Below are 20,801 nucleotides of genomic sequence, written 5' to 3' on the forward strand. Positions count from 1 at the left end.
CCGTCCCGGGGGTCCCCCGGCGGTAGCCGGGGGAGGGAGGCGCAGGCGATGAGGCGAGCGATCACGAGCGATGTCGTGCCCGCGCAACGGTCGACCCGCGCCCTCCCCGCAGGTCACGCGCACCACGCGCCCTGGCCCTACGCCCGGCTCGACGTGCCCGCCCTGCGCGCGGCGGGCCACCGACCGCACCCGATCCGGCAGTTCGTGCTCAAGACGCACAGCCGCTGCAACCTCGCCTGCACCTACTGCTACGTCTACGAGATGGCCGATCAGAGCTGGCGCGGCCGCCCCCCGCTGATGACGCCCGCGACCGCCCGCCACGCCGCCGAACGGATCGCCGAGCACACCGCAGCCCACGACCTGACCCGCGTCGACCTCGTCCTGCACGGCGGCGAACCGCTGCTCGGCGCGCCCGAGGAACTCGCCGCCCCCGTCGAGGCCGTCCGGGCCGCCACCGGCCCCCGCGTACGGGTCACCGCGACCGTGCAGACCAACGGCACCCTGCTCACCCGCGGCCGGCTCGCCGCGCTCGCCGCCGCCGGCATCCGCGTCGGCGTCAGCCTCGACGGCGGACTGCCCGCGCACAACGCCCGCCGGGTGGACCACGCCGGACGGCCCGGCTTCGGGGCCGCCGCCCGGGGGCTGCGGCTGCTCGCCCGGCACCCGGAGAGCTACGCCGGGGTGCTGTGCGTCGTCGACGTCACGCAGGACCCGCTGGAGGTGTACTCCTCGCTGCTCGGCTTCGCGCCGCCCACCCTCGGCCTGCTGCTGCCCCTGGCCAACTGGAACGACCCGCCCCCGGGCAGCGCCCCGCACACCACCCCGTACGCCGACTGGCTGCTCGCCGTCTTCGAGCGCTGGTGGCACGACGGGGCGCGACGGACCCGCATCCGGATCTTCGAGGAGATCATCGCCCTGCTCCTCGGCCTGCCCGAGGCCACCGAGACCCTCGGGCTGGCCCCCGCGACCACCGCCGTGATCGAGACGGACGGCGCCATCGAACAGGCCGACTCGCTGAAGTCGGCCTACGAGGGCGCCGCCGCCACCGGACTCCACGTCGAACACCACAGCTTCGACGAACTCCTCGACCATCCCGGGTTCGCCGCCCGCCAGCTCGGACGGGACGCGCTCGCGCCGGGCTGCCGCGCCTGCGAACTCGTCGAGGTGTGCGGAGGCGGCCACTACCCGCACCGCTACCGGGCGGGCGAGGGCTTCCGCCGGCCGTCCGTCTACTGCGCGGACCTCCAGGTCCTCATCCGGCACATCGCCCGGGCGCTGCACACCGCCACCGCGGGACGGGCCGCCTCATGAGCGGGGACCCCCACCCCCCGGCGGGCGCCGGCCTCCCCCCGTTCACCGTCAGCTCCCACACCCTGCGCGCCCTCGCCTCCACCGAACCTTCCGCCGAGGGAACCCGCCTGGTCCGCGACGTCCGCAGGTCCAAGCGACTGCTCCTGCTGCGCGCCGTCCTCGACGCCGCACCCGGCGCCGAGACCGCCGACCACTGGGCGCTGCTGGAGGAGGCCGAGCGGCACGACCCCGACGCGGCACGGGACGTACTGCACTACCCCGCCACCGGGGTCTGGGCCGAGGAAACCCTGCGCCGGCTCCACGACCCGCACGGACCCGCGCCCGACCTGGGCCACCTCGGGGCGCTCGCCGCCGCCGCCGCGCTGCGCTCCGGCATCACCTTCAAGACCACCCTGCGCCCCGTGCACGGCCGGCTCGTCCTGCCCACCCTCGGCCTGCTGCGGCCCGACCGCCCCGGCCCGCTCGCCGTCACCGAACGCTCCTGGGAGACCGCCGTGGACGCCGTGCCCCTGCACGGGCTGCCCGGCGGCCGGACCGCCCTCGACGACCTCGACCCGTACCGGGCGCCCTCGGGACCCCCGGCCCCCGTGCGGCCCGCCCGGCGGCTCACCCCCAAGGGGCACAAGCGCTGGGACACCCAGTGGTCCGGCGCGCTCACCCTGCTGCGCCGCTACGACGCCGGCCGCGCCGACGAGATGGGCCGCCTCCTGCGCTCCGTCGTCCCGCTGGCCGGCGGCTCCCGCTCCAGCGGCGCCACCCTGCCCGCCGCCGCGGGCTCCGTGCTCGCCCGGACGCAGGCCCCGCCCGCCCTCGCCGCCACCCTGGTCCACGAGGTCCAGCACGGGAAGCTGACCGCCCTCGCGGACGTCCTGACCCTGCACACCGCCGACCGCACCCCCTGCCACTGGGCGCCCTGGCGCAGCGACCCGCGCCCCCTGGACGGGCTGCTGCACGGCGCGTACGCCCACCTGGCCCTGGCCGGCTACTGGCAACGCGCCGCCCTGTACGGGGCGCGGGGCGCCTGGGCCCGGCACGCCCGGGTCCGCGCCCAGGTGGCCGCCGTGCTGCCCGCGCTGCACGGGCATCCCCGACTCACGCCCACCGGGCGCGAGTTCACCGACGGCATGGCCGCCGCCGAACGCGCCATGGACGAACTGCTTCCGCCCGGCAACCAGTACGCCACGGCCCGCCGGGCACTGGAGCGCGAACGCCGCGCCTGGTGCGAGAACCACCCCGAACTCACCGACTTCGCCGAGGGCTGACGGACCGTCCGCTGCGGTACCTTTCAAACCCGTCCACCGCCCGGATTCCAGGGAGACGGCCGCATGACGACCGGTATGCGCCACGACCGCGACGGAGCCCCGCAGCCGCAACGCTTCGTCATCAGCTTCGCGGGGTTCAACCGCCCCTGGGCCGTGTGGATCGCCCACCGCCTGGAGGAGCACGGCCACCGCGTGGCCCTGCAACGCTGGGACCCGCAGACGAGCCCCGGCCTCACCGAGGCCCTGGAGGACCTGGCCCGCTCCGGCGGCCGGGTCCTGGTCGTCCTCAGCGAGCGCTACTTCTCCGCGGGCACCCACACCGACGAGGAGTGGAACGCGGCCCTGCGCACCGTCACCGGCGCCCACCCCGACCGGTTCGCGGCCGTCTGCCTCACCGACTCCCCGCTGCCCAGCGCCGTCGCCGCGCTGGAGAAGACCGACCTGTGGGGCCTGGACGCGTACGAGGCCGAGTACCGCGTCCTGCGCCGACTGGAGCTGCCCACCGACCGGATCGGCACCGAGAGCGGCCGCCGCGGCCCCCGCTTCCCCAACGACCCCCCGGAGGTCTGGGGCCGCGTCCCGCGCCGCAACCCCCGCTTCACCGGCCGCAACGACGTCATCGGCGCCCTGCGGGCCGCCCTCACCGAGGCGCCGCCCGGCGCGTCCACCGTCACCCTGCTGGGGCTCTCCGGCGTCGGCAAGACCCAGGTGGCCACCGAGTACGCCTACCGCTTCGCCTCCGAGTACGACGTGGTGTGGTGGGTCCCCGCCGAGGACCGGCCCACCCTGCGCGAACGCCTCGCCGACCTGGCCCCCGCCCTCGACCTGCCGCGCGGCGCGGGCAGTTACGGCGAGCAGATCCGGGCCGTGCTGGAGGCGCTGCGGCGCGGCACCCCCTACCACCGCTGGCTGCTGGTCTTCGACGGCTGCGACCACCCCGACGACCTCATCGACCTGCTGCCGTCCGGCGCCGGCGACGTCATCATCACCTCCCGCAACCGCGAGTGGGCCGCCCGGCACACCAGCCTCGTCGAGGTACCGCTCTACGCCCGGCCCGAGTCCGTCACCTTCATCCGCCGGCGGGCCCGCCGGCTCTCCGGGGACGAGGCCGACCAGCTCGCGGAGGCCCTGGAGGACTACCCGCTGGCCCTCGACCAGACCGCGGGCTGGCTCGCGGACTCACCGCTCGGCGTCGGCGAGTACCTCACCCTGCTCCGGCGCCGACTGGACACCCACGAGGCCGTCACCCTCTCCGACGACTACCCGCTGCCCTTCCCCACGGCGCTCGCGATCCTGCTCAACAACGTCCGGGAGAACTTCCCCGACGCCCTCGCCCTGCTGCGCCTGTTCGTCTTCTTCGCCCCCGGCCGGGTCCCGCTGCGCCTGCTGCGCGAGTTCCCCGCCGCCGACGTCCCCGAACACCTCGCCGGCCTGATCAACGACCAGATCCGCTGGAACGCCGCCCTCAACAAGCTCGTGCAGTTCTCCGTCGTCCGCCTGGAGTACTCCGACCTGTCCGTCGAGGAGGGCGGTGGCGGCCTGGAGACCGTCCAACTGCACCGCATGGTCCACAACATCGTCCGCGACGACCTCGGCGAGGAGGAGGCCGAGCAGCTCTCCCGCGCCGTCCGCCAGGTCCTCGCCGCGGCCGACCCGGGCCGGCCCACCGACTCCCGGCTCTGGCCCCGGTACGCCGAACTCATCCCACACCTGGAAACCGCCGGCGTCCTGACCAGCACGAACCCCCGCATCCAGAACTTCCTGCTGCACTGCCTGCGCTACCTGATCCTCGCCGGGGAGTACCGCACCTGCCTGCGGCTCGCCGAGGAGACCGACGGCGCCTGGCGGTCCATGCTCGGCGAGGACCACGACCAGGTCCGCGAACTCAGCTACCACCACGGCGGCGCCCTGCGCATGCTCGGCCACTTCCGCCGGGCCGAGGTCCTCGCCAAGTCGGTCGCGGACCGGCTCGTCGAGGAACGCGGCGACCGCGACCTGGAGACCCTGCGCGCGACCAGCACGTACGCGGGGGTACTGCTCGGCACCGCCAAGTTCGAACAGGCCCGCCTGCTGCTGGAACACGCCTTCACCACCTACCGCGAACTGCTCGGCGAGGACGACTCCACCACCCTCAACGCCCAGAACAACGTCGCCGTCGCCCTGCGCCTCCTCGGCCGCTACCAGGAGGCGTACGACATCGACCTCGACACCCTGCGCCGCCGCGAACGGGTCCTGCGGGTACGGCACATCGCCACCCTCTCCTCCGGCATCGGCTGCGCCATGGGCCTGCGGCTCATGGGCCGCTACCGCGAGGCGCAGGCCCGCCAGGAACAAGGGCTCAAACTCAACGCCCAGGTACTCGGCCCCAACCACCCGCAGACCCTGCGCGCCGAACACAACCTCGGCATGTGCCTGCGCCGCGCCGGCGACATCCCCGGCGCCGGCGCCCGCCTGCGCGGCGTCCTGGAACGCTCGACCCGGGTGTTCGGCGCCGAGTTCCCCTGGACCCTGATGGTCGCCTCCGACTACGCCACCTACCTGCGCGAGTACGGGGACGTCGGCGAGGCCCGCCGGATCTCCGAGGACGTCGTGCGCGGCTACCAGTCCCAACTGGGCCTGGCCCACCCGTACAGCATCGGCACCGTCGGCAACCTCGGCCTGGTCCTGCGCGCCCAGGGCGAACGGGAGGAGGCCCTCAACCTCGCCGAACAGGCCCTCGTCGGCATGCGGGGCGCGCTCGGCGACCGGCACCCCTGGACGCTGGGCTGCGCCCTGAACGCCACCGGACACCGCAACATCACCGGACGGCTGGAGGACGCCGTGGACCTCAGCCGGGCGACCCTGCGGGCCGCCGGGCAGGTGCTGGGGCCCGACCACCCCATGACCCTGAGCGCCGAGATCGCCCTCGCCGCCGACCTGCGGGCCGTCCGGGAGGACGTGGAGGCCTCCAAGCACGAGGACGCCGGGCTGCGGGCGCTGATGCGCACGCTCGGCCCGCAGCACGTCCACACCGTCTCCGCACGTCAACAGACCCGCCCCTACTGGGACTTCGAACCCCAGCCGTAGCCCGTGGCCCGCGCGGCCCTGGCCCCCGGTCGCGGCCGGAGACGCCGGAAGGCCCGGACCCCTCGGGGGTCCGGGCCTTCACGGTTCGAGCAGGTGCGGCGATCAGGCCTCGAAGACCTCGTTCAGCAGCAGCTGCTGCTCCGCCTGGTGACGCTTCGCGGAACCCACCGCCGGGGACGAACCGTGCGGACGCGACACGCGCCGCAGCCGCTCGCCCGCCGGGATGTCCGCGCCGACCGCCAGGTCGAGGTGGTCGATCAGGTTCAGCGCGATGAACGGCCACGCACCCTGGTTCGCCGGCTCCTCCTGCGCCCAGATGTACTTCGCCGCGTTCGGGAACTTGGCGATCTCCGCCTGGAGCTCCGCACCCGGAAGCGGGTACAGACGCTCGATCCGCAGGATCGCGGTGTCCGTGACGCCGCGCTTCTCCCGCTCGGCCTCCAGGTCGTAGTAGACCTTGCCGGCGCAGAAGACGACCTTGCGGATCTCGTTCGGGTCACCCGCTCCGGAGGAGACGCGCGTGTCGCCGATGACCGGACGGAACGAGCCGTTCGTGAACTCCTCCGCCTTCGACGCCGCCGCCTTCAGACGCAGCATCGACTTCGGGGTGAAGACGATGAGCGGCTTGTGGTGCGGGTTGTGGACCTGCCAGCGCAGCAGGTGGAAGTAGTTCGACGGCAGGGTCGGCATGGCGACCGTCATGTTGTCCTGCGCGCACATCTGGAGGAAGCGCTCGGGACGCGCGGACGAGTGGTCCGGGCCCTGGCCCTCGTAGCCGTGCGGCAGCAGCAGCGTGACGCCGGAGGTCTGGCCCCACTTCTGCTCGGCCGAGGAGATGAACTCGTCGACGACGGTCTGCGCGCCGTTGACGAAGTCACCGAACTGGGCCTCCCAGAGGACCAGCGCGTCCGGACGGGCCAGCGAGTAGCCGTACTCGAAGCCCATGGCCGCGTACTCGGAGAGCAGCGAGTCGTAGACGTTGTAGCGGGCCTGGTCGTCCGACAGGTACAGCAGCGGGGTGTAGTCCTCGCCGGTCTCCCGGTCGATGAGGACCGCGTGACGCTGACCGAAGGTGCCGCGGCGGGAGTCCTGACCCGACAGCCGGACCGGGGTGCCCTCCATCAGCAGCGAACCGAAGGCCAGGGTCTCGCCCATGCCCCAGTCGATCGTGCCCTCGTCGATCATCGCCGCGCGGCGCTGGAGCTGCGGCAGCAGACGCGGGTGCACGGTGACGTTGTCGGGGATGTTGACCTGGGCCTCGGCGATCCGCTTCACGACCTCCTGCGAGACCGCGGTGTTCACCGGGACCGGGAAGTTGGCCGTGGGCGCCGGGACCTGCGGGGCGGCCGCGGGCTGCGTGGCGGCCTCGCGGACCTCCGCGAAGACCTTCTCCAGCTGGCCCTGGAAGTCCTGGAGCGCCTGCTCGGCCTCTTCCAGGGTGATGTCGCCGCGACCGATGAGGGACTCGGTGTACAGCTTGCGCACCGAGCGCTTCTTGTCGATCAGGTCGTACATCAGCGGCTGGGTGAACGCCGGGTTGTCGGACTCGTTGTGGCCACGACGGCGGTAGCAGATGAGGTCGATGACCACGTCCTTGTTGAACGCCTGACGGAACTCGAAGGCGAGCCGCGCGATGCGGACCACGGCCTCCGGGTCGTCGCCGTTCACGTGGAAGATCGGCGCCTCGATCATGCGGGCCACGTCGGTCGCGTACATCGAGGAACGCGAGGACTCCGGGGCGGCGGTGAAGCCGACCTGGTTGTTGATGACCACGTGCACGGTGCCGCCGGTGCGGTAGCCGCGCAGCTGCGACATGTTCAGCGTCTCGGCGACCACACCCTGGCCGGCGAAGGCCGCGTCGCCGTGCAGGGCCAGCGGCAGGACGGTGAAGTCCGTGCCGCCCTTGTTGATGACGTCCTGCTTGGCGCGGGCGACACCCTCCAGGACCGGGTCCACGGCCTCCAGGTGGGAGGGGTTCGCGACGAGCGAGACCTTGATCTGCTCGCCGTCCAGGCCCGTGAAGGTGCCCTCGGCGCCCAGGTGGTACTTGACGTCGCCGGAGCCGTGCATCGACTTCGGGTCGAGGTTGCCCTCGAACTCGCGGAAGATCTGCGCGTACGACTTGCCGACGATGTTGGCCAGGACGTTCAGCCGGCCGCGGTGGGCCATGCCGATGACGACCTCTTCGAGGCGGGCCTCGGCGGCCGAGTCGATGACGGCGTCGAGCAGCGGGATGACGGACTCGCCGCCCTCCAGGGAGAACCGCTTCTGGCCGACGTACTTCGTCTGCAGGAAGGTCTCGAAGGCCTCCGCCGCGTTCAGCCGGCGCAGGATCCGCAGCTGCTCCTCGCGCTCCGGCTTGGAGTGCGGGCGCTCGATGCGGTCCTGGATCCAGCGGCGCTGCTTCGGGTCCTGGATGTGCATGAACTCGACGCCGGTGGTGCGGCAGTACGAGTCGCGCAGCACGCCGAGGATGTCGCGGAGCTTCATCATCGACTTGCCGGAGAAGCCGCCGACCGCGAACTCGCGCTCCAGGTCCCACAGGGTGAGGCCGTGCTCGGTGATGTCGAGGTCGGGGTGCTTGCGCTGCTTGTACTCCAGCGGGTCGGTGTCGGCCATGACGTGGCCGCGGACCCGGTAGGAGTGGATCAGCTCGAAGACGCGGGCGGCCTTCGTGACGTCGTCGTCGTGCGAGGCGTCGATGTCCCGGAGCCAGCGGACCGGCTCGTACGGGATGCGCAGCGCCTCGAAGACGTCGTCGTAGAAGCCGCTCTCGCCCAGCAGCAGGTTCGCGACGATGCGCAGGAACTCGCCGGAGGCCGCGCCCTGGATGACCCGGTGGTCGTAGGTCGAGGTCAGGGTCATGACCTTGGAGATGCCCAGCTTGTTCAGGGTGTCCTGCGAGGTGCCCTGGAACTCGGCGGGGTAGTCCATGGAGCCGACGCCCATGATGACCGACTGTCCGGGCATCAGGCGGGGCACGGAGTGCACGGTGCCCAGACCGCCGGGGTTGGTCAGCGAGACCGTGACGCCGGTGAAGTCGTCCATCGTCAGCTTGCCGACGCGGGCGCGCCGGACGATGTCCTCGTACGCCTGCCAGAACTCGAAGAAGTTGAGGGTCTCGGCCTTCTTGATGCCGGCGACGACGAGCTGACGGTCGCCGTTCGGCTTCACCAGGTCGATCGCGAGACCGAAGTTGATGTGCTCCGGCTTGACCAGGGTCGGCTTGCCGTCCTTCTCCGCGAAGGAGTAGTTCATGGCCGGCATGGCCTTGATCGCCTGCACCATCGCGTAGCCGATGAGGTGCGTGAAGGAGATCTTCCCGCCCCGGGCGCGCTTGAGGTGGTTGTTGATGACGATGCGGTTGTCGAACAGCAGCTTCACCGGGACGGCGCGGACGGACGTGGCCGTCGGGACGTCGAGGGAGGCGTTCATGTTCTTGGCCACGGCAGCGGCGGGGCCGCGGAGCGTCACCAGTTCGGGGCCCGCGGGGGCCTCGGTGGCGGGCGCGGCCTTGGGAGCTGCGGGAGCGGGCGCGGCGGCAGCCGGAGCCTGAGCGGGGGGCGTGGCCGGTGCGGCGGCCTGGGCCTGGGAGGTGACAGTCACAGCAGGGGCACCAGAGGGGGTGGCAGGAGCAGGGGCAGGAGCTGGCACAGGCGTGGTCGCGGCCGAGGGCGAGGGCGCGGCGGCAGCCGCTCCCGCGGCACCGGTGCTCGCACCGGCGCTCGCCGCCCCCGTGGCGGCCGCGACGGGGGCCTGCGGGGCCTGGGCGGCGGGGCTGGCGGCCTGTGCGGAGGCGCCATCCTTCGTCGTCGTGGACTTCTCGGGACCGTCGGCCTTGGCGGGGGCTGCTGCGCCCCCGGGCTTGTAGTCGGCGAAGAAGTCCCACCAGGCCCGGTCGACCGAGTTCGGGTCCTGGAGGTACTGCTGATAGATCTCGTCGACGAGCCACTCATTGGCACCGAAGCCTGAGGCAGGGGTCTTCCCGCCCTCTGCTGCTTCGGTCGTGGTGCTCGAGTTACTGGGGGACTGTGGCGACACGGCGGCAACCGCCCTCTTCCGCTTCACAAGGTATGGACAGCGGGAATAAAGGCTACGCCTCCCCGGGCGTCCGATGCAGGCCGGGCGGGACTTACGTCGCGCAGGTCACATCGAAAGGCGGGTTTCACCGCTTGGAATGGCGGGAAACAAGCGTGGTTCGGGTAGGGGACACCGTGGTTGCGGCCCCCTTGGCTTCGCACCCCTGACGGACCCCGGCGCGTGTGGCCGAGATCATGTCCTTCCCACTCGAACCCTACGTCAACGCGATGCCTGGGAGCTGCCCGGAAGCGTGACGAGGATGCGGCAGCCGCGTGACGATTCGGCCACTCCGATCTGGCCCCCGTGCAGGCCGACGGCCCAGCGGGCGATGGCCAGGCCCAGTCCGGTACCCCCGTCGCCGCCCCCGGAATTGCCCCGGTTGAACCGCTCGAAGACCCGGTGCCACTCGGATTCGGGGATCCCGGGACCCTCGTCCCGCACCTCCAGGTCCAGGCTCCCGGGCGCGTCGCCGGCCCGGGCCCGGACCGTGACCCGACCGTGCGGGGGGCTGTGCTTGACCGCGTTGTCGATCAGGTTCGCCACCACCTGGTGGAGCCGTTCCGCGTCGGCGTACGCCGTCAGTTCGAACGGGAACACGTCCAGGTGGAGGTGGACGTCGTTGCGGGTGTGCCCGCCCGAGCCGGAGGTCAGGCCCGGCCGCCCGGCGGCCGCCAGCCCGGACTCCTTGAGCACCCCCGACAGGTACGGCCACACCTCGAACCGGCGCGCCCGCAGCGGGACCACGCCGTTGTCCACCCGGGACAGGTCCAGCAGGGTCTCCACCAGCCGGCCCAGCCGCTCGGTCTGCTTCAGCGCCGTCCGCATGGTCTCCGGGTCGGCGGCCGAGACCCCGTCGACCACGTTCTCCAGCACCGCCCGCAGGGCCGCGATCGGTGTGCGCAGTTCGTGGGAGACGTTGGCGACCAGCTCCTTGCGGTGCCGGTCCACCGCCTCCAGGTCGTCGGCCATCAGATTGATCGTCGCGGCCAGGTCGCCGAGCTCGTCGCGGCGCCCCGCCTCGCGCACCCGGCGCGTGTAGTCCCCGTGGGATATCGCCCGGGCCACCGTGGTCATGTCGTCCAGCGGCGCCGTCAGGCCGTGCGCCACGAACTGGGTGATCAGCATCGAGGCGATCACCGAGAACACCGTGATGAAGCGCAGCTCGGTGTCCGTGCGCAGGGCCACCAGCAGCAGGCCCGTGGTGATGAAGACCGACACCACGACGAGCGTGCCCAGCTTCGTCTTGATCGAGAACGGCGAGTAGGGCCGCAGCCCGCCGCCCGGCTGCCGCTGGCTCACGGCTGGGCCGGGGTCTCCAGGGCGTACCCGACGCCGTGGACCGTGCGGATCCGTTCCGCGCCGATCTTCCGGCGCAGCGCCTTGATGTGGCTGTCGACGGTACGGGTCCCGGACGCGTCGGCCCAGTCCCACACCTCCGCCAGCAACTGTTCCCGCGAGAGCACCGCCCGCGGCGTGCCGGCCAGGCACACCAGCAGGTCGAACTCCGTCGGCGTCAGGTGCACGTCCTCGGTGTGCACGCGGACCCGGCGCTGCGCGTGGTCGATCTCCAGATCGCCCAGGCGCAGGGTGGCCCCGCGCGGGGCCGTCGCGGCCAGTGTGGCCCGCTCCACCCGTCTCAGCAGTACGTGGACCCGTGCGGCCAGCTCGCGCATCGAGAACGGTTTCGTCATGTAGTCGTCGGCCCCGACCCCGAGGCCGACGAGCATGTCGGTCTCGTCGTCCCGGGCGGTGAGCATCAGCACCGGCACCGGGCGCTGTGCCTGCACCCGGCGGCAGACCTCCAGCCCGTCGAAGCCGGGCAGCATGACGTCGAGCACCAGCAGCTCGGGCAGCCAGCTCTCGGCCGCCGAGACGGCGGCAGGGCCGTCGTGGGCGGCCTGGACCTGGAAGCCCTCGGCGCGCAGCCGGGCCGCGATGGCGTCGGCGATGGTGCGGTCGTCCTCGACCACGAGCACGCGCCGCTGGGCGCCTGGGGTGGCCGCGGCGCCGTTGTGGGTGGTGTGTGTCTGTTCCATGTCCCGCCCCTGAAGAACCCGCGTGATGGGGTGCAGCGTAGAGGAGGCGCAGGCCTGCGGCTATGTGGGGCCGACCGGGCCCCGGGCGAGGTGGACGACGTCCGGGACACCTCGGGCGACTCGCACTTCTTCCGTCCGTACCGACTCGAATCCGGCATTCCGCAGGGCCTGCTCGAAGGCCTCGGACGGTCGCGCGGACCAGACGGCGAGCACCCCGCCGGCGGTGAGGCGGGCCCGGCAGGCGGCGAGGCCCGCGGGGGAGTACAGGCCGCGGTTGTCGTCGGTCACGGTCCAGTCCGGGCCGTTGTCGATGTCCAGGCAGAGGGCGTCGTACCGGTCGCCCGTGTCGTGGAGGTAGGCGACGAGATCGGTGTGCAGGACGCGGACCCGGGGGTCGGCGAGGGCGGCGGCCGAGAGCGGGGCCAGCGGCCCGCCGCGGTGCCAGTCGATGATCGCCTCCTCGCGCTCGGCGACGACGATCCGACCCCAGTGCGGTTGGGAGGCCGCGTGGGCGAGGGAGAAGCCGACGCCGAGACCGCCGACGAGCACGGACGGGGCCGGCGGCGACGGGTCCAGGGCCGCGAACGCCGCGTCGATCAGCAGGCGTTCGGAGCGGCCGTCCGAAGTGTCCATGAGGAAACAGCCGTTGGCGATGATCTCGTGCGTCTCCCCGCGCCGGCGCAACACCACCTCCCCGTACGGTCCTTGACGGCGGTCGACGGTGACGGGTTCCGGTGCGGGGGCGGTCATCGGTCTTCCTTCCGGTGGCCGCTCGGCCACTCCTCGTCGCCGGACACAACGAAGCCCCCGTGCCGCTTGTTCCGGGTACGGGCCCGCCTTCCGGTCCGCGTCGCGGCGCGCGTCCCCGTCCGCGCCCTCAGTCCTCGAAGGGGGGCAGCGCGTCCAACACCCGCGTCAGGGCGATGGGCACCGAGCCGTCGCCGGTGGCCACCTCGAAGCCCCCGTACACGAAGGCGTAGGTGAACCCGTCGAACACGGTCCCGCTCTTCGACGTCCGGGGCAGCCGGGCGAAGTCCGCCTCCCGCAGCGCGGCGCGCAGCGTGCCGAGTTGAGGGCCGGTCAGCCTTCCCCGGCCGACCTCCTTCGCCCGCCCGTCCAGCCGGGTCCAGGAGCCGTCCTCGCCGATCACCAGGGTGCCGGTGCGGCCGGCGAAACCGCCGCCGCGGGTGACCCGGACCAGGGTCGCGGCCGGGGAGGTGACGCGAGGCGAGGGGGCCGGGGTCGTGCCGGTGGGACCGGGACCCGGGCTCGTCGGATCCCCGGGGGCGGGTGCGCTCGGAGTGCCGGCGGACGGGGCGGACGGGGCGGACGGGGCGGACGGGGTCGCGGGCGACGAACCGCCGGCCGTCGCGGTCGGTTCCGTTCGTGGGGCGGCCGGTTCCCCGTCGCCGCCGCAGCCGCCGAGCAGCAAGGCGGCCAGTGCCGCTCCGAGCACCGCGCTCGCTACCGTCGTCGCCCGTCCCGCTCGCCCTGCGCGCACGCCACACCCCCGCGGGAATTCGGCCGACCCGGACCCCGAGTATGGAGTCCGCACCCGTCACGCGGAAGCACCCGGAGGCCGACATCAGCCGCGACACCGCCCGCACGGCCCTCTGGCGCGCGGTGCCGCCGCTCGTCGCCCTCGCCCTGGGGCTCTGGTCCCTGGAACGCGGTCCGGCCGGCGGCAGCATGTGGCGCGACGAGTCCGTCACCGTCCAGGTGGCGCACCGCCCCCTGGGCGACCTGTGGGCGCTGCTCGGGCAGGTCGACGCCGTGCACGGGCTCCACTACCTGCTCATGCACGGCGTGTTCGCCCTGTGGGACGGCGGCCCGTGGGCGCTGCGCCTGCCGTCCGTCGCCGCGACCGCCCTGGCCGCCGCCGGGGTGGCCGCGGTGGCCCACCGGTTGGCGGGGGAGCGGGCCGCGCTGTGCGCCGGGACCGTCTACGCCGTCCTGCCGCCCGTGCAGATGTACGCGCAGGAGGGGCGCTCGTACGCTCTCGTCGCCTGCGCCGTGGTGTGGGCCACCCACCTGATGCTGTGCGGGCGGTGGGCGGCGTACACGGTGGTGCTGCTGCTCGGCTGCTGGCTGCACGAGTTCGCCGTACTGGCCCTGCTCGCGCACGGGTTCGTCGCCCGGCGCTCGCGCGGTTGGCGGTGGAGCGCCGTGGTGGTCGTGGTCGCCCTGCTGCCGCTGGCCCGGGTCAGCGCGGCGCAGGCCGAGCGGCAGTTGGGCTGGCTCGGGCGGCCGAGTGGGCAGGACTGGGCGGCGTACGGGGTGCTCGTGCTCGCGGTGGCGCTGCTCGCCCGGGGGACGTCGGTGCCCCGGGAACTCGTCCGGGTCGCCGCGCCGCTCGCACTGCTGCCGCCCGGGCTGCTGCTGGTCGTCTCGCTCGCGCACCCCTGGTACGTCGACCGGTACGTCCTCTACGCGCTGGCCGGGCTCGCCCTGCTCGCCGGGGCCCGGCTCGCGGCCACGAGCGGGCTCCGGCCCTGGGTGGTGACGGCCGCGCTGCTCGTGCCGTTCGGCTGGTGGTCGGTGTGGCTGCGGACCCCGGAGAGCCGCAAGGACGACGTGCTCGCGGTGGCGGCCGCCGTCCGGGAACGGGCCCGGCCCGGGGACGCCGTGCTGTTCATGCCGTCCCGGCGCCGCGAGTGGCTGCTGTCCTCACCCGCCGCGTACGCGCCCCTTCGCGACCTCGCCCTGGACCGCTCCCCGACCGCCTCGCGGAGCCTGTGGGGCACGGAGGCCGACCCGGCCGAGATCCGGGCGCGGTTGGCCGCGGCCCCCCGGGTGGTGGCCCTGCTGGACCCGGAGGGGCAACCCCTGGACCCGTATCCGGCTGAGGTGGCGAAGCGGGAGGCGTTGGGCGCCGGGTTCGTGGAGTGCTCGGTGACACGGGTGCGGGGCGCGCGGATCGTTCTCTACGCGGCCCGGGGCGCGGCCGGCGGCTGCGACCGGGACTGAGGCAGGCGCCGGGACAGGGGGCTTGGGGCGGGGGCCGGGACGGTGGGGCCGGCGGCCCGAGTGGCCCGCCGCGGCGGGTGGTTGGATGGGAGGCGGGCCGGACCGCCGAGCCCGTGGACCACGCTGCCGGAGGCGCCGCATGACCGTGTCCGAGAACCTCCCGGGCCCCCTGGTCGGGGCCTCCTGGGCGGCCGCCCGCCTCGGCGGGCCCGATCTGGTCGTCCTCGACGCCTCCGTCGCCCCCCACCGCGGCGCCGACCGACGGATCCCGGGCGCCCGACCCTTCGACCTCGACGGCGCCCTGTCCGACCACACGACGGGGCTCCCGCACACGATGCCCGCGCCCGCCGACTTCGAGCGCGCGATGCGGGACCTCGGCCTCGACGACCGGGCCACGGTGGTCGTGTACGACGCCGCGGGCCTCCATTCGAGCGCCCGCGCATGGTGGATGCTGCGCGCCATGGGCTTCGACCGGGCCGCCGTCCTGGACGGCGGACTGCCCGCGTGGGAGGCCGCCGGCCTGCCCGTGGAACACACCCGGCCCCGCTACGAGGGACCCCGCGGCACCTTCACCGCCCGCCCCCGCGCCGGACTGCTGGTGGACGCCGCCGCCGTCACCGACGCCCTGGCCGACCCGGCGGCGGCCGTGCTGGACGCCCGCACCCGGGAACGGTTCGCGGGCACCGCCCCGGAACCCCGCCCCGGGCTGCGCGGCGGACACATGCCGGGCGCCCTGAACCTGCCCTTCGGCGACCTCAAGGGGCCGGACGGGCTGATGCGTCCCGCCGCGGAACTCCGCCGGACCTTCGCGGAGTCGGTGGGCGACCGGGAACGCCTGTACCTCAGCTGCGGGTCGGGGGTGACCGCCTGCGTGCTCGCGCTGGGCGCCGAACTCGCCGGGTACCGGGACCTCGCGGTGTACGACGGCTCCTGGAGCGAGTGGGGCCTGCCGTCCAACCGGCCGGTGACAAGCGGGGGTTAACCCCACCCGTGCCGCTGGTATCGGCCCCATCGCCCCGCGGGCGGCGCCTCGTCAGAATGGCGTCATGCCTTCCCACACCGCGCCCGCCGCCCGCCCCGGTGCACTCGCCCGGGTTTCCCGACCCGCCCGCACCGCAGCCGCGGCCTGCGCCGTCGTCGGCGGACTCCTCCTCACCGGCTGCTCGTTGACCGCGCACACCATGAAGACCGCGAGCGCCGACGCCACCGTCGCCGAAGCCGTCACCGCGGTCGAGATCATGGGCGCCCGGCACGGTTCCATCGAGGTGACGCCGGGGAACGGCCCGGGCGTCGCCATCCACCGGACCGTCCACTACCGGGGCGACACGGCGCCCCGACCGGAGCAGCACGTCTCCGGGGGCCTGCTCACCTTCGACACCGGCTGCACCGGCAGTTGCTACGTCGACTACCGGCTGGAGGTGCCGGCCTCCGCGACGGTCAAGCTCGAAAGCAGCAGCGGACGCGTCACGGTGACCGGGGTGGCCGCGGCCGACGTCGAGACCTCCTCGGGCGACGTGAAGGTGGAGCGCATCGCGGGCGCGTTGAAGGCCCGTACCTCCTCGGGCGACATCACCGGCTCGGCCCTGGCCGGCCCGGGGGCCGACATCCGCTCCACGTCCGGTGACGCCCGCCTGACCTTCGCGACGTCCCCGAACTCGGTGGCCGCCGAGACCGGCTCGGGCAACGTCACCCTGACGGTGCCGTCGGCGCCCTACCGCGTCGACGTCTCGACCACCTCGGGCGACCGCCGGGTCGCCCTGCCCACCGACCCGGCGGCCGACGCCCGCCTCGCGGTGAGGACCACCTCGGGCGACGTCAGCGTCTCGGCGGCCTGAGGGGGCCTGAGGGGGTCGGCGGGGAGCCGGCGGGGATGGCCGATCGGGCGTCGGACCAGGGGCGGCCGGGGTGTTCGCCCCCGGCGAACGGCGGTGGGGGAACATCGGGGGGCTCATCGGCATTGAGTCGGCATAGCTCAACTTCACTGCCGGAGGGAAGATCATGGCTTCGACGTCCGTATCGCTCACCCTGCCCGTACTGCCGCTCGACGACGAGGTCGTGCTGCCCGGGATGGTCGTCCCGCTGGACCTGTCCGACGCCGATGTGCGGGCGGCCGTGGAGGCCGCCCAGGCCGCCGCGGGCAGCGGGAAGCCCCGGGTGCTGCTCGTGCCGCGGATCGACGGACAGTACGCGGGCACCGGTGTGCTGGGGACCGTCGAGCAGGTGGGGCGGCTCTCCGACGGGGACCCGGGCGCGCTCATCCGAGGGCGCGGACGCGTCCGCATCGGCGCCGGGACCACCGGGCCCGGGGCCGCGCTCTGGGTCGAGGGCGAGACCGTCGAGGAGTCGGTGCCCGAGCCGCTGCCCGGCGCCGTCACCGAGCTCGTCAAGGAGTACAAGGCCCTCGCCACCAGCTGGCTCAAGAAGCGCGGGGCCTGGCAGGTCGTGGACCGGGTGCAGCAGATCGAGGGGGTGTCGGCGCTCGCCGACAACTCCGGCTACTCGCCGTTCCTGACCGTGGCCCAGAAGGTGGAACTGCTGGAGACGGCCGACCCCGTGGCCCGGCTCCGGCTCGCCGTCAAGGCGCTGAGCGACCACCTGGCCGAGCAGGACGTCGCCGAGTCCATCGCCAAGGACGTCCAGGACGGCGTCGACAAGCAGCAGCGCGAGTTCCTGCTGAGGCGGCAGTTGGAGGCCGTGCGCAAGGAACTGCGCGAACTGAACGGCGAGAAGGACGGCGAGGAGTCCGACGACTACCGCGCCCGCGTCGAGGCCGCCGACCTGCCGGAGAAGGTACGGGAGGCCGCCCTCAAGGAAGTCGAGAAGCTGGAGCGTTCCAGCGACCAGTCACCCGAGGGCTCCTGGATCCGCACCTGGCTCGACACCGTGCTGGAACTGCCCTGGAACGAGCGCACCGAGGACGAGTACGACATCCGCGGCGCCCGGGCGGTGCTCGACGCCGAGCACGCCGGACTGAGCGACGTGAAGGACCGCATCACCGAGTACCTGGCGGTTCGCAAGCGGCGCTCCGAGCGCGGCATGGGCGTCATCGGCGGGCGGCGCGGCGGGGCCGTGCTGGCCCTCGTGGGCCCGCCCGGGGTCGGAAAGACCAGCCTCGGCGAGAGCGTCGCCCACGCGATGGGCCGCGAGTTCGTGCGCGTCGCCCTCGGCGGCGTACGCGACGAGGCCGAGATCCGCGGCCACCGGCGGACCTACGTCGGCGCGCTGCCCGGCCGGATCGTGCGGGCGATCAAGGAGGCCGGCTCGATGAACCCGGTCGTCCTCCTGGACGAGATCGACAAGGTCGGGTCCGACTTCCGGGGCGACCCGGCCGCCGCCCTGCTGGAGGTCCTGGACCCCGCCCAGAACCACACCTTCCGGGACCACTACCTGGAGGTCGAACTGGACCTCAGCGACGTGGTGTTCCTGGCCACCGCCAATGTCCTGGAGGCCATCCCGGAAGCCCTCGCCGACCGCATGGAGCTGGTCCGTCTCGACGGCTACACGGAGGACGAGAAGGTCGTCATCGCCCGCGACCACCTGCTGCCCCGCCAACTGGAGCGCGCCGGCCTCGGCGCCGACGAGGTGGTCCTGGAGGAGGACGCCCTGCGCAGGCTCGCCGGGGAGTACACCCGCGAGGCGGGCGTACGGACCCTGGAGCGTTCCCTCGCGCGGCTGCTGCGCAAGGTGGCCTCGCAACACGAGCTGGGGGAACGGGAGCTGCCGTTCCACGTCGGCGCCGAGGACCTGCGGGCGCTCATCGGGCGACCGCACCACGTCCCGGAGTCCGCGCAGGACCCGGCCGAGCGACGGACCGCCGTCCCCGGCGTGGCCACCGGCCTCGCCGTGACCGGGGCCGGCGGCGACGTCCTCTACGTCGAGGCCTCCCTGGCCGACCCGGAGACCGGCGCCGCCGGGCTGACCCTGACCGGCCAGCTGGGCGACGTGATGAAGGAGTCCGCGCAGATCGCGCTCAGCTTCCTGCGCTCCCACGGCGCGGAACTGGAACTCCCGGTCGCCGACCTGAAGGACCGGGGCGTGCACATCCACTTCCCGGCCGGCGCCGTCCCCAAGGACGGACCGAGCGCGGGCATCACCATGACGACCGCGCTGGCCTCGCTGCTGTCGGGCCGCCAGGTCCGCACGGACGTCGCCATGACCGGCGAGGTCTCGCTGACGGGGCGGGTGCTGCCCATCGGCGGGGTCAAGCAGAAGCTGCTCGCCGCGCACCGGGCGGGCCTGACCACCGTGATCATTCCCAAGCGCAACGAGGCCGACCTGGACGACGTCCCGGCCGAGGTGCTGGAGGGGCTGGAGGTACACCCGGTGACCGACGTCCGTCAGGTGCTGGAGCTGGCCCTCGTGGGGGCGGAGGTCACCGCCGAGGTGGCCGCCTGATCCGGCACACGGACGGCCCGGTGCCCCGCTTCGGCGGGGCCCCGGGCCGTCGGCGTACCCGCTGCGAAATACTGACCGGGCGGACACACACCGCGACGGGACCACCATCGACAGGAGCCGGACGTGCACGGGAGCGAAGACCAGGAGTTCCTTGCCCTGGAGCGGGAGCTGTCCGTCTTCCTCCGGCGGGCCCGGGCCTCCTCCGGCGAGATGGCCCGCGCACTCCACCCGGAGCTGGAGCCCGCCGCGTACGGACTGCTGGTGCGGCTGGAGGCGGCGGGACGCCAGCGGGCCACGGAACTGGCCGCGTACTTCGGGGTCGGCAAGGCCACGATGAGCCGCCAGCTGCGGGCCCTGGAGGTGCTGGGGCTGGTGGCCCGCGAACCGGACCCGGCCGACGGTCGGGCCTTCCTGGTCGGGCTCACGGAGGAGGGGCGGGCGCGGTTCCTGCGGGTGCGGGGGGCGCGGCGCGAGCAGTACATGCGCAAGCTCGCCGACTGGGACCGCGGCGAGGTCGCGGAACTCGCGCGGCTGCTCAACCAGTTGAACCAGGGCGCGGACTCGGAGTAGCCGGGCCCGCCCCGTCGCCCGCCGCCCCGTCGCCCGCCGCCCCGTCGCTCCCGCCCCGTCACAGCTCCGCGTACACCGCGGACGCGTCGTCGTGGCGTTTGTGGCGGCCCGGCGGGCGGGCGGGGTCGCACTCCAGGGCGCGCACGCGGGCGATCAGCCCCTGCGCGCCCTCCTTGCGGAGCACTCCCAGGCAGGCCGCCCAGTCGCCCTCCCCGAAGGTGTCCGTCCAACGGCTCGCGCCGTCCGTGAGCGCGGCCAGGGCCCGCACCTCGGAGCGCGGGGTCCGCCCGGTGACCGCTCGGCCCGCCACCTCCGGATCCGCCGCCGCCGTGAAGAACCCGCCCTCGACATTGCGCAGCGCGTCCGCGGCGGCCACCGAGCGCAGCGCCTCGCGCGGCACCCGGTCCAGTCGGTCGTCGAGGACGGCGCCGACCTCACCGCCCCGGGTCTGGACCAGCAGGACGGAGTCCGACAGCACGAGGTGTTCCACGGTCGCCCCGTCCCAGCGCGCCACGACCACCGTCGCCTGCGGCGTTCGCACGTGAGAAAGGTCACAGGTGCCCCGGTGGGCGGCGGCGGTGCTCTCGATGGACGCCGCCAGGATCCGGTCCAGCGGCATGTCCCTCCGCGATCCGGACAGTTCGGTCAATCGACCGCCGAGGCGGGACACGAACCAGGGCACACCGTGCACGCACCCGTCGTCCCCGCGCGGTGGGGTCACCCCGTCGAGGGCCACCACGACGCCGCCGCCCGACGTGGGCATCGCGGCCGACAGCCAGTCCTCATTGGGGCGTTCCGGGTTCCCGGGGGCCGTCGCCAGGTCGATGCGCATACGGACATTCTGCCTGCGGGGGTGCCGGCGGGCCGCTCCGGGCGGTCGCGCGCCGGACCCCGACCCGAGGAAGGTCCGTACCAACGGGTGGGGGGTGTGGCGGGCGGTACCGGGCCGCCCCGGCGGTGCGGGCGCGCATCTTGCCAAAGCGCGCAGCCATCTTTCAACCACCCGTCCAAGGCCGCACCCTGACGGACGCCGCCCGAGTTGGTCGCCAACTGTTCCTTGATGTTCACTCCTTCGAGTGGCCGGGTGGGCGATGTACGGCTCTCTTCCCAACAC

14 protein-coding genes are annotated in these 20,801 nt (G+C 73.7%); 8 read left to right on the plus strand and 6 right to left on the minus strand.

Going from position 1 to position 20,801, the window contains the following annotated elements:
• Window positions 1–48 precede the first annotated feature (48 nt).
• The 3 genes from ADK55_RS06325 to fxsT all read left to right on the plus strand — a co-directional run bounded on the left by ADK55_RS06325 (window position 49) and on the right by fxsT (window position 5,639).
• Window positions 49–1,311 carry an FxsB family cyclophane-forming radical SAM/SPASM peptide maturase gene (locus tag ADK55_RS06325; RefSeq protein ID WP_078998556.1) on the plus strand — a complete coding sequence of 421 codons (1,263 nt, stop codon included), beginning with the start codon at window positions 49–51 and terminating at the stop codon, window positions 1,309–1,311.
• Window positions 1,308–2,573, plus strand: a complete 1,266-nt coding sequence (locus tag ADK55_RS06330; RefSeq protein WP_053676462.1) for an HEXXH motif domain-containing protein — start codon at window positions 1,308–1,310, stop codon at window positions 2,571–2,573. Before ADK55_RS06325 ends, ADK55_RS06330 begins: the two co-directional genes overlap by 4 nt.
• A 63-nt stretch (window positions 2,574–2,636) precedes the next feature.
• On the plus strand, window positions 2,637–5,639 hold the full coding sequence (fxsT, locus tag ADK55_RS06335) for an FxSxx-COOH system tetratricopeptide repeat protein (RefSeq protein ID WP_053676463.1): 3,003 nt from the start codon (window positions 2,637–2,639) through the stop codon (window positions 5,637–5,639).
• Between the two features lie 102 nt (window positions 5,640–5,741).
• Here the strand turns inward: fxsT and ADK55_RS06340 are convergent, their stop codons facing one another.
• The 5 genes from ADK55_RS06340 to ADK55_RS06360 all read right to left on the minus strand — a co-directional run bounded on the left by ADK55_RS06340 (window position 5,742) and on the right by ADK55_RS06360 (window position 13,256).
• Window positions 5,742–9,680, minus strand: coding sequence for a multifunctional oxoglutarate decarboxylase/oxoglutarate dehydrogenase thiamine pyrophosphate-binding subunit/dihydrolipoyllysine-residue succinyltransferase subunit (locus ADK55_RS06340; RefSeq protein ID WP_053676464.1), 3,939 nt, complete (start codon window positions 9,678–9,680; stop codon window positions 5,742–5,744).
• A gap of 258 nt (window positions 9,681–9,938) precedes the next feature.
• Entirely contained in the window at window positions 9,939–11,018 is a 1,080-nt protein-coding gene (locus ADK55_RS06345; RefSeq protein ID WP_053676465.1) for a HAMP domain-containing sensor histidine kinase, read from the minus strand.
• Entirely contained in the window at window positions 11,015–11,755 is a 741-nt protein-coding gene (locus ADK55_RS06350; protein ID WP_053676466.1) for a response regulator transcription factor, read from the minus strand. Before ADK55_RS06350 ends, ADK55_RS06345 begins: the two co-directional genes overlap by 4 nt.
• 60 nt (window positions 11,756–11,815) lie before the next feature.
• Window positions 11,816–12,505 carry a spermidine synthase gene (locus tag ADK55_RS06355; protein ID WP_053676467.1) on the minus strand — a complete coding sequence of 230 codons (690 nt, stop codon included), beginning with the start codon at window positions 12,503–12,505 and terminating at the stop codon, window positions 11,816–11,818.
• Between the two features lie 127 nt (window positions 12,506–12,632).
• Window positions 12,633–13,256, minus strand: coding sequence for a hypothetical protein (locus ADK55_RS06360; protein WP_159041291.1), 624 nt, complete (start codon window positions 13,254–13,256; stop codon window positions 12,633–12,635).
• A gap of 41 nt (window positions 13,257–13,297) precedes the next feature.
• Between ADK55_RS06360 and ADK55_RS06365 the strand changes: the two genes are divergently transcribed.
• From ADK55_RS06365 to ADK55_RS06385, 5 genes are all read left to right on the plus strand, one after another.
• A complete protein-coding gene (locus ADK55_RS06365; protein ID WP_234349916.1) occupies window positions 13,298–14,722 on the plus strand; it encodes a hypothetical protein in 1,425 nt (474 codons plus the stop codon).
• Between the two features lie 139 nt (window positions 14,723–14,861).
• Complete coding sequence (locus ADK55_RS06370; RefSeq protein ID WP_053676469.1) at window positions 14,862–15,704, plus strand: sulfurtransferase; 843 nt, start codon at window positions 14,862–14,864, stop codon at window positions 15,702–15,704.
• Window positions 15,705–15,768: 64 nt separating this feature from the next.
• Window positions 15,769–16,557, plus strand: a complete 789-nt coding sequence (locus tag ADK55_RS06375) for a DUF4097 family beta strand repeat-containing protein (RefSeq protein WP_053676470.1) — start codon at window positions 15,769–15,771, stop codon at window positions 16,555–16,557.
• A gap of 163 nt (window positions 16,558–16,720) precedes the next feature.
• A complete protein-coding gene (gene lon, locus ADK55_RS06380) occupies window positions 16,721–19,117 on the plus strand; it encodes an endopeptidase La (RefSeq protein ID WP_053676471.1) in 2,397 nt (798 codons plus the stop codon).
• A gap of 123 nt (window positions 19,118–19,240) precedes the next feature.
• Window positions 19,241–19,687, plus strand: a complete 447-nt coding sequence (locus ADK55_RS06385; protein ID WP_053676472.1) for a MarR family winged helix-turn-helix transcriptional regulator — start codon at window positions 19,241–19,243, stop codon at window positions 19,685–19,687.
• Between the two features lie 58 nt (window positions 19,688–19,745).
• Here ADK55_RS06385 and ADK55_RS06390 read toward each other — a convergent pair whose 3' ends face one another.
• Window positions 19,746–20,519 carry a protein phosphatase 2C domain-containing protein gene (locus ADK55_RS06390; protein ID WP_053676473.1) on the minus strand — a complete coding sequence of 258 codons (774 nt, stop codon included), beginning with the start codon at window positions 20,517–20,519 and terminating at the stop codon, window positions 19,746–19,748.
• Window positions 20,520–20,801 lie beyond the last annotated feature (282 nt).

The organism is Streptomyces sp. WM4235 (assembly GCF_001279725.1).
GTDB lineage: Bacteria > Actinomycetota > Actinomycetes > Streptomycetales > Streptomycetaceae > Streptomyces.